Genomic DNA, 12314 nt, shown 5'->3' on the forward strand with positions numbered 1-12314 from the left:
GTCTGGACACCTCTGATTATAAAGGGAAAAAGCCTCACGCCATACTTGTGTCTGGGGCCTCCGATGAATTAGCCGGGATGACTGCTGTGCCAGAGGTGCCCCGTCAACCCCAAACAGGTCTTGCGCCTGTTGGTGCTCCTATGACCTGCCCCGGTTTTTAGGAACAGTTCCTACTTAGTAGAGTCCAGGGGTTATTCGGCCATCTCTGGCTCGTCGTCTGTTATCTTCGGGCACTGGCGATAGGCCGCCGCGAATTCGGCCGATGTTCGGTAGCTGAGCGACGAATGTGGGCGTTGCCCATTGTAATCCTGCCACCAAGCCGCGATTTCCTCCCGGGCATGGTGCAGGCTGGTGAACCAGTGCCCGTTGAGGCATTCGTCCCGGAATCGCCCATAGAAGCGCTCGATGTAGGCGTTCTGCGTAGGCTTGCCCGGCTGGATGCGCTTCCGGTCGATGCCGCGCTCATAGGCTGCCCTGGTCCAGCGCCTTACCGGTGAATGCCGGCCCCTGCTCGGTGCGGATGGCAAGGGGGAAGCCTCGGAACCGCCCGGCCTGCTCCAGGATGCGGGTGACTTGCTGCCCGGAGATGCCCCGCTCCGGCACCACGTCGATGGCCTCCTTGGTGAAGTCATCGACGAGGCAGTCAGGATCTTGACTCGCCGCCCACTGGCCAGGGCAGCCATGTTGAGCTCCAGGGGCCAGACCTGGTCCGGACCGGGGGGGGCAGCGGCAGCGCCTCCTGTTCCACGGCGACGCCCTGGCGCCGTTTCCGGCGGCGCACACCGCCAACCCCGCATCCTTGTGATTGATCGTATGCCCGTCCCGCCGCAGGAGAGCGTGAATGCGCCCGCCGAAGCCGAACCTGCGCCGCTCCTGGGCATGGTCGATGATCCGCTGCTGAAGCTACGCCTCCTCTCCGCCGATTGGCGGGATGCGTAGCGCAGCACCGGACCGGAAGATCCCCGCAAGCCGACAGGCCCGCCGCTCGGAGGTGGCCGTTTGCGCCCGCATCCAGGCTGCCCCGCCCTCCGTTTGGCCTGCGAGGTCGCTACTTTTCCGACAGCGCCGCCTTCAGGGCCTCGTTGTCCAACATGCTGTCCGCCAGCAGCTTCTTCAGACGCTGATCTCTTCTTCCAGCGCCTTCAACCGGCGGGCCCCCGACACCTCCAGACCGCCGTACTTCATTCGCCAGTTGTAGAACGTGGCGTCGCTGAAGCCGTATCTCCGGCACAGATCCGCTACGCCTCCCCGGATTCCGCCTCCTTCAGAATCCGGGGGCCATCTGCTCCTCCCTGAACCGCTTCTTTTTCCCGTCCGCCTCCTCGGGGGGTAAGCGGACTCTACTAGGTTTTGACTGGTCCGGAAAACGGGGAGCAGGTCACCTAGGCTGGCAAGGGATGGAGCTGGGACCGCACGCCAGTTAGCCGTACCCCACAGGATCCGGCTACCCCTGTTTGCTTTAGTAGCTGGCGGTGACGACCAGAATCAAAGTTTGGTGTACAGATATCACCTATATGCCGCGAGGCTTGTTGTACCTCGTGGTTGTGCCCGACTAGCCCCTATGTATTTGGCCTGCCGCTCCTTAGCCTTCGTGGATTAGGCTTTGGGGTGGAACTCCCAAGCCCAGAGCAGACATGAGGAGGGCAGGCCATGGATAAGTTTAGCGCCTACGTGGGTCTGGATGTCCACAAAGACACCATCGCCGTTGCTGTTGCCTTTCCCGGCCGGGAGGAGTCGGTGCTCCGCGGCGAGATCCCTAACGAGTCTAGCGCCATCCGCCGACTGGCGGGTAAGCTGGCCCCGAACGGCGAGATACTTAGCTTATGCTACGAAGCCGGCCCCGCGGCTACGAGGTGTATCGCCAGCTTGTGGGCGTGGGCCACGGCTGCGATGCTGTCGTCCCATCCCTTATGCCGCGCCGGTCGAGTGAGCGGGTCAAAAATTACCGCCGGTATGGGAGCCAGCTGGCCCGGCTGCACCGCGCCGGGGAACTGACCGGGGTCTGGGTGCCGGACCGCGAGACCGAGGCCATGCGGGACTTGGTCCGGGCCCGGGACGATGCCAAACGGACGGAAAACAGGCTAAACAGGGGGTGTCGGCTTTCCTATTGCGCCAGGGCCAGCATTACCCGGGGCCCACCAACAAGAAGTGGGCCAGACCCCATTTTCAGTGGCTGGCCCAGCAGTCGTCCGACACGCCTGCCTAGCAGGCAGTCTTCCAGGAGTACCTGTACAGCCTCCGGGAAGCGGCCAACCGGGTCCAGGCCTTGGAAGCGGAAAGGCAGCCCGCAGCTGGGTGCTGGCGCCGGTGGTTCAGGTCCTGATGGCAATGCGGGGCATCTGCTTGGTCAACGTCGTGACGCTGCTGGCGGAGTTCGGTGATCCCACGTGGTTTCAGTCGCCGAGGCAGCTGATGGTTTACCTGGGGCTGGTGCCCAGTGAGCCCTCCAGCGGCAATCGGGAGCGCCGGGGACCGATTACCAAAACGGGCAATGCCCGGGTCCGAAAGGCCCTAGCAGAATCGACCTGGACGTCCCGCTTCCCGCCGAGGAAGATCCCGGAAATCCGGCGCCTGGAAGCGGTCGTCCTTCAACCGGCCCGAGACATTGGCTGGAAGGCCCAGCGATGGCTCTATCATCGTTTCCGGCATTTGATGCGCCAAGGCAAATTCCTCCCAAGTGGTCGCGACAGCCGGGGCCCTGAACTGGCCGGCTTCCTCTGGGCGCTGGCCCGGGAAACGACCCCGAAGGGTGCCCAGGCATGAGCCGCCAAAAATGGTCTGACCCAGGTTAACGATAGTAACTTCCGGCAAATGGACTCACGGTCGGGACCGGTAGTGGGAATCCTCGCGCACATTATGAGATCGGCCACCGGCGCAAATGCTCGCACCTAGGCCGAGGTCGCCCCGCGACGGATGACGGGAATGGTGGTACCGACCCGCGAATGTAGGTTGGATCCACCGTCGCAACGACCCGATTCTGAACCGATTTGCCTAATTGTTCTTTCAACCAGAAGGCCGGGCTTGACAGGGCCAAAAACATGTCAGTGTGCTGTAGCATCAGGTTGACGCTGTGCTCCCGCACGTGGCAGCCACGGCGTGCCCTACCTAGATGTCGGGACTCGGAGGGTTGTGTGGCTTCCTCCGAAAGCGGTCGGGGTCTGATTCGTAATACGCCTTGAGGACCTCGACCGGGGTCCGTGCGGCCAGGTTCTTTTGGGGCATCTGGCCGTTGTACAGGCGGCGATAGCGTTCCAAGGTCGCTTCCAGCTCCTCCCGGTTCCGGAGGTGAACGGAAGCAAGAACCTCGCTGATCCGACCGTTGAAGCGCTCCACCAAGCCGTTGGTTTCCGGCTGCCGGGGCGGAATGAGCCGGTGCGCAATGCCCTGTTCGGCACACAACTGGTCTACGGGGTGCTTCCCCGACGGCTGCCTGTCTGGGCGATGCAAACGGTCCGTGAAGCAGGCCTCATTGTCCGACAACAGGTGCGTGATCTGGAACGGGGCCCGCTGGCTCAGGTTGTTCACGAAGGACCGGGCTGTCGCCGCCTTGCGGTCGGCGCGGATCTCGAAATACACCCACTTGCTGGCCCGGTCGATGGCCACATAGAGGAATTGCCGCTCGGTTTCCTCCGGCAACTGGGGCAGATACTTCAGGTCCACATGGACGAAGCCCGGCTCGTAGTCCTTGAACGTCTTGCGGCGCTGGGCCTGTTCCGCTGGCTCACCCAACAACTGGGCCCGCAAGGCCTTCAGATCGTTGACCTCGTTGCGCTTGAGGCAGCGCAGTAGCGCAGCCCGGGACAGGCTGGGATCCAGGAAGTCCCGGGCGATGCGAAGCAGGTCATCCACGGGCAGCAGAAACAGCTTGCGCAGCTCCACGAGGACGGCTTCGGTCTCCGGCGCCATCGAGGTCCGAATGCGGTACGGCACGGGCAGGAGCCATCTTCCACCGTCTGGCGCCGTTTCCATTTGCGGACCGTGGTCTCGGAAAGCCCCAACTCCCGGGCCAATTTGGTCGTACCCTTGTCGGACTCCTGGATATAGCGCCGAATCCGGGGCGGGCAGTGGTCGCGTTGTCATGAAGCCGGGTGCTCAACCTTCCACCTCCTCCAACAGGTATTCAACGACCGACCGCGCTTCCAGGTAAACAAGACTACGGGGAGGGAGACAATCCTCCGAGGCCAAACACCTAGATGTGGGATTTGAATAGATTGTCCACGGGTTTCAACCCACTAACGCTGAAGGTGGGAAACTGCAGCAACCTGGGAGAAACCCCGTGGACGTCTGCCGCAAAATGCCCGGCCTGCACCGGCAGGTCGAGCGGTATGGGTCCGACGCGTCCTGGAAACGGGACGCAGTTTCCGGTCGGTAGCTGCCGAGTCGGGGTCTGCACCCGGACCCGTGGGGAAATGGGTGCGGCGGTATCAGGCAGAGGGCCAGTCCGGCCTACAGGAGCGCTCCTGTAGGCCGCGCCGGAGTCCGGGGGCAACGGCTCCAGGCCGGGTCCGGCGAATCGTGCGGCTGCGCCGCCTGGGCTGGACCGGCAAGCGCATCGCCCAGACCTGCGGGATCTCCCGGGCCACGGTGTCCTGCATCTTGCGGCTGCGGAAGCTCAGCCGGGCGCGGGACCTGGTGCCGACGCGGCCGGCCAACCGCTATGAGCACGAGGCGCCGGGCGACTTGGTTCACCTGGATATCAAGAAGCTCGGACGCTTTGCACGGCCCGGTCACCGAGTGACCGGGGACCGCACGCAGGGCTCACCCAGCGCCGGCTGGGAATATGTGCATGGGCAGCCGTGGATGATGCCTCCCGGCTCAGCTATGCAGCGGTGAAGCCCAATGAGCGCCAGGAAACGGCCGAGCGATTTTTGCGGGAAGCCCTGGCCTACTTCCGGCGCCTCGGCATCCGCCACGTGCATCGAGTACTCACGGAAAATGGCAGTTGCTACCGCTCCAGGCGATTTCGGCGGGTGTGCCGCGGTTTGGGCATTCAGCAGGGCTTCACCAAGCCCTATTCGCCGCAAACCAACGACAAGGCGGAGCGCTTCATCCAGACGGCGTTGAACGAATGGGCCTATGCAGCGGAGTACCGCTCCTCCGAGCAGCGCCGCCAACGGCTGCCCGAGTGGCTCAAGGAGTACAACTGGCTACGGCCACATGGAAGTCTGAACGATCGGCCACCGGTCAGCGTACTGGGGTAACCGGGGACAACTTCTTGCTACAGCACAACTAGTTCCGACGCATGATTGGAGGATTATCCAGGCGGGAACACCTTGGACTCACAAGCGAACTATGCCGCGGCCTTTACGAGAAGTTCTCGCTCCCCCGCCCCGGGAGGGGGCTTATGCAGGCGGCGTGGGGTCGGTCAGTCGGACCCTGCTAAAGCGATCGGCGCGTACCACGGCCTGAAATAACCAATTCCTGTTGTGTAGGCCGACAGGTCAAACTGCAGACGATCCCCACTGGAGGATGGCCGGTCCGGGCAAACTTAGCTGGAGTTGACCCGCTTTCGTGGACACCTGACCCTTTGGCTTGAAAGGAGTCCACGATGGCCAAGTCGCAAGCCCGGTATTCGGCGGAATTCCGGGAACAGATGGTGGAGCTGGTCCGGGCGGGCCGGAGCCCCCACGAGTTAGCCGAGGAGTTTGAGCCCTCGGCCCAGACGATTCGCAACTGGTTTCTCCAGGCCGAGCGGGACGCCGGAAACCGCTCGGATGGCCTGAACAGTGAGGAGCAGGCCGAATTGTGTCGCCTGCGCCAGGAGAACCGCCAGCTCCGGGAGGAGCGGGAGATCCTGGGAAAGGCCGCGGCCTGGTTCGCTCGGGAATCCAAGACGGTTCCACCCGAATCTTCCGATTCGTGAGGGCGAACCAGGCAATGCATTCGGTGGCGACCATGTGCCGGGTACTGGGCGTCTCTCGCAGCGGCTTCTACGCCTGGCGGCGGCGCCAGCCCTCGGCTCGGGAGCGGGCCGATCGAGCCCTGCTCGGCCAAATTCGGGCCATCCATGGGCGGTCTCGCGGTACTTACGGAGCGCCTCGCATTCATGCCGAGCTGGCTGAAGCTGGATTCCCGGTGAGCCGCAAACGCGTTGCTCGGTTGATGCGGCAGGACAGCCTGCGCGGCGTGACGCGCCGCAAGGGCATCCGGACCACCACGCCGGCGCAGCAGGAGCGCCCGGCGCCGGACTGGGTGGACCGAGCTTTCCAAGCCGAGGCACCGGATGCGCTCTGGGTCTCGGACATTACGTATATGCCCACGGACGCCGGCTTTCTGTACCTGGCCATGGTGCTCGATGTTTTCAGCCGCCGTGTGGTCGGCTGGTCGATGGCCGGCCACATGCGCACCGAACTCGTGCTGAACGCCCTGGATATGGCGGTGCACAGCCGCAAGCCGGAATCGGTCATCCACCATTCCGACCAGGGATGTCAATACACCTCGCTGGCCTTCGGTCAGCGCTGCCAGGAGGCCGGCATTGCCCAGTCCATGGGCTCGGTCGGGGATTGCTATGACAACGCCCTGGCCGAGAGCTTTTTCGCGACCCTCGAATGCGAATTGATCGACCGTCAGCGCTTCCGAAACCACCCGGCGGCCAAGCGAGCGATCTTTGAATTCATCGAGGGCTGGTACAACCCGACACGGCGCCATTCCGCCCTCGGTCAGCGCTCCCCCAGAGACCACGAGCAGGCCTGGCAGGAGGCTGCTTAACTCAAACCGTTACCTGTCCACCGAAGCGGGGTAACTCCAAAGGTCCAGTAGGGGGCGTGCTCGTCAGAACATAGGTGGTATAATCGGACGCCATTTTTGGGGTCCTATGGGACTCATGGGCAACCATTCGACGATGTGAAGGGTTATTTGTCCTTTGGAGTGTTTTGTATATCAGTAATGGTTATGCTTATTTTTTAAAAATACGACTTATAAAGTTTTTATTACCTTTTTGCGGTTTGGGGCGTTGGAATTTCATGCTTGGCGGAAGTGTTGGAGTAAATTTTTTCTTGGGATCGGTCGCAGAGGGATCGATATGTTTTGCTAAGTAGTATGGATAGTCTCCGCCAAAGGTGAAAAGTTGTGTGTTATCTTTGGTTAGTGGGCTGAAGTTTATGGTTGATAAGGTATTGAAATTTACCAAAGCTGAATGCAAGGAGGGTGATAAATGAAGACTGCTTTGGTTTGTGGCGCTGGCGGGTTTATTGGATCTCATTTGGTAAAACGATTAAAAGAAGATGGTTTTTGGGTCCGAGGTGTAGATTTGAAATATCCTGAATTTTGGAATACTTCCGCGGACGATTTTGCTATTGGGGATCTCCGAGACTATAGCTTTTGTCGCCAGATTGTTGATCAGGGTTTTGATGAAGTTTACCAATTGGCGGCAGATATGGGCGGAGCTGGTTTCGTATTCACTGGTGAGAATGATGCTGACATTATGCAGAATTCGGCCTCCATTAACTTGAATATGCTAGAAGCCTGCTATCGACGTAATGTGGGCCGAGTATTTTACTCTTCATCAGCGTGCATGTATCCCGAATACAATCAGCTAGACCCGGATAATCCAAACTGTGCTGAGGACAGTGCTTATCCAGCCGAACCGGACAGTGAATACGGCTGGGAGAAGTTGTTTAGCGAGCGCATGTATTTCGCTTATCAGCGGAATAAGGGGCTGGAGGTTAGGGTGGCTCGCTACCACAATATTTTCGGTCCTTATGGGTCCTGGCGTGATGGACGGGAAAAGGCGCCTGCCGCGATCTGTCGAAAGGTGGCTTCAACTCCAAATGGGGGAGAGTTGGAGATTTGGGGTGATGGAGAGCAAACTCGGTCTTTCCTTTATGTGGATGAGTGCTTAGAGGGAACCTTGCGCTTAATGCGATCCAACTCGAGTGGTCCGGTCAATATCGGTTCCGATGAGATGGTTAGCATTAATCAGCTAGCAGATATAGTTATGAATATTGCTGGTAAGAAGCTGGTGAAAAACCATATTGAAGGTCCACTCGGCGTGCGGGGACGGAACTCGGATAACAAACTGATTGAACAAGAACTCGGTTGGCGTCCGAGCAGGCCGCTGCGGGAGGGCCTGGAAAAGACTTATCGGTGGATTGAAGAACAACTTCGTAATAAGGGTCGGCTTCCTGGAAATGGCGCTGCTAGCTGAGGAGGACTGCGTGCGTCCCCCTAGGGTTGCTATCCTCTATCACTACATGCACCCCGATGATGTGGTGAGTGCCCACCACTTCGATGGAGTTGCTGAGGATCTTGCGGGGCAGGGGTGGTCGGTTGAGGCGTTACCATGCAATCGCGGCTGCCGGGAGGAAGGCCGCACGTATTCCTCCCGAGAAGTCCATAAGGGGGTTCTTTATCGTCGAGTATGGCGGCCCAAGTTTCGCCAAGCCTCCTTCATGGGTCGTTTGGCCAATGCAGTTTGGATGATTGTTGCCTGGAGCCGGCTTGGCTTTCGGCGTCGGATCTACCGTCCGGATGCTGTCTTGGTGGGGACCGACCCGGTTTTCGCCGTCATAGTTGCAATCCCTCTAAAAGTGCTCGCCCCGAAAATCAAGGTTGTTCATTGGTGCTTCGACATGCACCCTGAAGCCGCTTTGGCCAGTGGTGTTTTGCAGTCATCCAGCCTGTCCGTTCGCCTCATGCAGGCGATTATACGGTGGGCCTATAATCGTTGTGACATCATCGCAGATCTCGGCCCCTGCATGCGCCGGCGCTTGCGCGTCTACGGGCATCGAGCTCATGAGGTTGAGCTAACACCTTGGGCTTTGGGTGAATATCCAGAGCCAGTCAAAGCTGACCCAGACACGCGCCGAGAATTGTTTGGTGATGCTAGCCTGGCTCTGCTTTATTCAGGCAATTTTGGTGAGGCCCACAGCTTTGAGGAGTTGTTGCGCCTGGCCCGGTTACTACGAACTGAGCCTGGGATCCATTTTTGCTTTGCCGTGCGGGGCAACCGTTCTCATGCTCTGAAAGAAGCGGTTACGGAGGAGGATCATAATGTAAGCTTTGCTGGCTTCGCCTCTCTGGCGGAGCTGGAAAAACGTCTCGGCTCGGCAGATATCCATATGGCTAGTCTCAGGCCCGAGTGGTCTGGGATTGCGGTGCCTTCGAAGTTTTTCGGAAGTTTAGCTGCCGGGCGTCCGGTAGTTTTCGCGGGAGGGGGCGATAGCGGTGTTGCAGAATGGATTAGGCGTTATGAGGTGGGGTGGCACCTTGCCCCAGATGGGGTAGAGGAGGTCGCGCATGTTTTGCGTGAATTGGCTCGAAACCCTAGTTCACTTCGTGAAATACAGGAGCATTGCCATTGTATCTACCAGAACCACTTCTCCCGTAAACGGATGACTAGGGAATGGGATGACCTTCTACGGTTGCACACTGAACGTACCGTACGAAGCCACCATGCGAGAAGTTCGGAGCGTAAACCTTTAGGAAGCGAGGAATAGCTTGAAAAATACCGGCCGGGAGGCCGGCCTTTCTTTGAAGGTCGGGGCAGGGAATACCTACCCGTGGTTCTTGGAAAATCTAAAGGAAATTTGAAGCTAACTTTCTATGAATACTAAGGAAGTTCACTCTATTGTCCCAGTTCTCCTTTCCGGAGGTTCGGGCACTCGTCTTTGGCCCCTTTCTAGGTCCCAATTCCCCAAGCAGTTTCTGCCCCTCGCCGGCGAGCGGACCATGCTCCAGGAAACCATGGAGCGGGTGGCAGGGGTCGCGGGTATTTCAGCCCCTATCCCGGTTTGCAATGAGGCCCATCGGTTCCTGGTTGCCGACCAGCTCCGGGAAATGGGTTGGGGAGACAATCCCATATTGCTGGAGCCGGAAGGGAAAAACACGGCCCCCGCCATTGCTTTGGCCGCTTTGGAAGCAGAGCGGTTAGACTCGTCAATTCTACTATTGGTGCTGCCTGCCGACCATGTCGTCGATGAGCCGGAATTCCTCCAAGAAGCTATTACGGTAGGGAGGGAGCCCGCTGAACAAGGTTCCCTGGTTACCTTCGGGATTGTACCGAATGCTCCCGAGACAGGTTTTGGTTACATCCGAACTCAGGAATCTCCGGAGGGTCAGCTTGAACCCCTCGCCGTGGCGGAGTTTGTGGAAAAGCCTGACCGGGGGCGGGCCGAGACCTTCGTCGAATCTGGGGACTATTTTTGGAACAGTGGCATGTTCCTATTCCGGGCAGATACTTATCTTTCCGAGCTAGGCCGTCATGCTCCTGAAATCTTGGGGGCTTGTCGGCAGGCTTTTGAGTCTGCCGAACGGGACATGGACTTCGTGCGGGTAAATGCTGAAGCCTTTGCCAAGTCCCCGGAGGATTCCATTGACTATGCCGTTATGGAGAAAACCGAAACGGCCTATATGGTACCCATCCAATCGGGCTGGAGCGACGTTGGGTCTTGGTCAGCCCTTTTTGAAGTGACTCCAAAGGATGAAAACGGCAATGTGGTCCGCGGGGATGTGATTTCCCGGGGTGACAGCAACTGCTACCTGCGGGCGGAAAGCCGGCTCCTGGTCACCTCTGGTCTGGAGGACCATGTAGTGGTGGAGACCGCTGATTCAGTTTTGGTGGCTCACAAGAATCAGGCGCAGGGGATCAAAGGGCTGGTCAACCAGCTCAAGTCTGAAGGCCGCGATGAGCATCAGGTCCATAGGCGGGTTTATCGTCCTTGGGGGGCTTATGAGCAGATCGCCTTGTCCAAGCGGTCCCAGGTCAAGCGCTTATTCATCAAGCCCGGGGCGTGTCTCTCCCTGCAAATGCACCATCATCGGGCAGAGCATTGGGTAGTTGTGCAGGGAACCGCCCAGGTTACTCGAGACGGGGAAATTTTTCTTTTAACCGAAGACCAATCGACCTATCTTCCGGTTGGGTGCTATCACCGGATTGAGAATCCCGGGGTGATTCCCTTGGAGCTTATCGAGGTCCAAACCGGAGGTTATCTGGGGGAGGACGATATTGTCCGCTTTGAGGATTCTTACGGGCGCGGCTGAAAACTAGCTCAGAACTTTTTGCGGGCATAAGTGAGGTTTAACACAATTCTTCCCCGTTCAGATGAGCGATTGATAGGGATGGTGGTTCAGATCCAACCGGATCTTCCAGGGCGTGTACAGGTAGCGGAGGATCTGCTTGAGCTCGGCAGGCTGGGCGGGGGACCAGTCGGCGGCATTGGACACCCCCTTGATCAGCTCCACGGGGATGGCGAGCGCATCGATGCGGTCGCCGTTGCGCGCCGGGTCGCTAAGGCTTTCCCGGGGAGGCGGGTGGTGTACGAAAACCCGCATGGAGAAATCCGGATATTTCTCTGAGAGGCGTTCCCGGACGATGCCCCGGAGCACGGAGGAAAGGGAATCTGCCAGTGCGGGGCCGGTGTTTTGGGGAAGGGCGGTGCAGACCACCCAGATCGTTTTCTTACGCAGGAAAGGGATCAGCGTGAGTCCGCAAACACCCCTCCGAGCCTCGAGATCCGTATACGCAAAATGATCCACGATTCCTCCTGGGGGAGACATGGCTACGGCAAACGGGCGGATCACCCGTACTTCCTGCATACCTGGAAGAGGTCGTTAAGGCAAAGGGTCAGGGCGGCGGCTACCTGGGCATCGCTGTTGGTGGAGCCGTAGTCCGGGGAGAGGATGATTACCGTATCGGCCCGGTCGATATTGGCCCGGCGTAGCTTCTCCTCGTCGATGGGCGAGCCCTGCACGAAGCCGATCTCCTCGGCGGAAACCGGGTTGGTGTCCACCACATCCGTAACCAGGTAGACCGGCTTGCCGTGGAAGGCGGTGTCTGCCCGGAATTCCCGCGCAATATCCCGGACCCGCCTCCCCGAGGGACAGTTCAGGATCAGCATGTGGTTCTGGTCGTCCACGGGCAGCAGCCCCCTTCGCTCTTTCTCGTGGTGGGAAACCACCTGCTCTGCCACCACCCCAATGAACATGCTGAACACCGGTAGGCCCACGAAGGCAATGGCGATGACCGTGGCCCAGCGCGCCGGGGCAGTGGTAGCGCTGAAGTCGCCGTAGCCGATGGTGGTCACGGAGATGATGCTGTACCACAGGGCGTCCCCGAGCCCGATCCCGGGGTCGAGCTGCCCGTCGAACCACCAGAAGGCGACCGCGTTGCCGAATAGGCTCGCCAGCAGGAGAACAAAGATGGCAGCTGCCGTCCGGCCGGGGCGGCTGCGGACGGAGCGTAGAAGCGTTCTCCATAGGCGGGCCAGGGCGAATGGCACGGAGTGGTTTCCTTGGTCCCCCTGGCTGTCAGGGTAGTTGTCGCTCCTTGGTATCCTGTTATTACAAAAGCCAGGGCGATAGGAGCCGGATTTGGC

The 12314-nt window shown here is 59.6% G+C and carries 7 protein-coding genes and 3 pseudogenes; 6 read left to right on the plus strand and 4 right to left on the minus strand.

Annotated features, from left to right (window positions below):
* Positions 1-191: 191 nt before the first annotated feature.
* Positions 192-1282, minus strand: a pseudogene (locus ACERLL_RS17420) (IS3 family transposase).
* 1013 nt (positions 1283-2295) lie between these two features.
* On the opposite strand from ACERLL_RS17420, the gene ACERLL_RS17425 reads away from it, so the two are divergent.
* Positions 2296-2763 (plus strand): transposase, encoded by a 468-nt coding sequence (locus ACERLL_RS17425; RefSeq protein ID WP_373657376.1) that lies wholly within the window; start codon positions 2296-2298, stop codon positions 2761-2763.
* Between the two features lie 342 nt (positions 2764-3105).
* Here ACERLL_RS17425 and ACERLL_RS17430 read toward each other — a convergent pair.
* A pseudogene (locus ACERLL_RS17430) lies at positions 3106-4096 on the minus strand (integrase core domain-containing protein).
* A gap of 188 nt (positions 4097-4284) precedes the next feature.
* On the opposite strand from ACERLL_RS17430, the pseudogene ACERLL_RS17435 reads away from it, so the two are divergent.
* From ACERLL_RS17435 to ACERLL_RS17455, 5 genes and pseudogenes are all read left to right on the plus strand, one after another.
* Positions 4285-5201 (plus strand): annotated as a pseudogene (locus ACERLL_RS17435) (IS481 family transposase).
* Between the two features lie 347 nt (positions 5202-5548).
* Positions 5549-6708, plus strand: a protein-coding gene (locus ACERLL_RS17440) for an IS3 family transposase (protein WP_373657377.1) whose coding sequence is annotated in 2 segments (ribosomal slippage) — positions 5549-5807 and positions 5807-6708 — 1161 coding nt in all. Because the reading frame shifts where the segments join, the coding sequence is not laid out codon by codon here.
* 445 nt (positions 6709-7153) lie between these two features.
* Positions 7154-8146: an NAD-dependent epimerase/dehydratase family protein gene (locus tag ACERLL_RS17445; RefSeq protein ID WP_373657378.1), complete on the plus strand. Its 993-nt coding sequence runs from the start codon at positions 7154-7156 to the stop codon at positions 8144-8146.
* A complete protein-coding gene (locus tag ACERLL_RS17450) occupies positions 8091-9437 on the plus strand; it encodes a glycosyltransferase family 4 protein (protein WP_373657379.1) in 1347 nt (448 codons plus the stop codon). Before ACERLL_RS17445 ends, ACERLL_RS17450 begins: the two co-directional genes overlap by 56 nt.
* A 106-nt stretch (positions 9438-9543) precedes the next feature.
* Entirely contained in the window at positions 9544-10980 is a 1437-nt protein-coding gene (locus tag ACERLL_RS17455; RefSeq protein ID WP_373657380.1) for a mannose-1-phosphate guanylyltransferase/mannose-6-phosphate isomerase, read from the plus strand.
* Between the two features lie 57 nt (positions 10981-11037).
* Here ACERLL_RS17455 and ACERLL_RS17460 read toward each other — a convergent pair whose 3' ends face one another.
* Entirely contained in the window at positions 11038-11271 is a 234-nt protein-coding gene (locus ACERLL_RS17460) for a hypothetical protein (RefSeq protein ID WP_373657381.1), read from the minus strand.
* 245 nt (positions 11272-11516) lie between these two features.
* Positions 11517-12218, minus strand: a complete 702-nt coding sequence (locus tag ACERLL_RS17465) for a potassium channel family protein (RefSeq protein WP_373657382.1) — start codon at positions 12216-12218, stop codon at positions 11517-11519.
* Between the last annotated feature and the right edge of the window lie 96 nt (positions 12219-12314).

Origin of the sequence: Thiohalorhabdus sp. Cl-TMA (genome assembly GCF_041821045.1) — a bacterium.
Classification (GTDB): domain Bacteria; phylum Pseudomonadota; class Gammaproteobacteria; order Thiohalorhabdales; family Thiohalorhabdaceae; genus Thiohalorhabdus; species Thiohalorhabdus methylotropha.

Bases quoted from the DNA above. Each gene is read 5' to 3' on its own strand.
- ACERLL_RS17445 (WP_373657378.1), top strand. From the start codon at position 7,154: ATGAAGACTGCTTTGGTTTGTGGCGCTGGCGGGTTTATTGGATCTCAT.
- ACERLL_RS17455 (WP_373657380.1), top strand. From the start codon at position 9,544: ATGAATACTAAGGAAGTTCACTCTATTGTCCCAGTTCTCCTTTCCGGA.
- ACERLL_RS17460 (WP_373657381.1), bottom strand. From the start codon at position 11,271: ATGCGGGTTTTCGTACACCACCCGCCTCCCCGGGAAAGCCTTAGCGAC.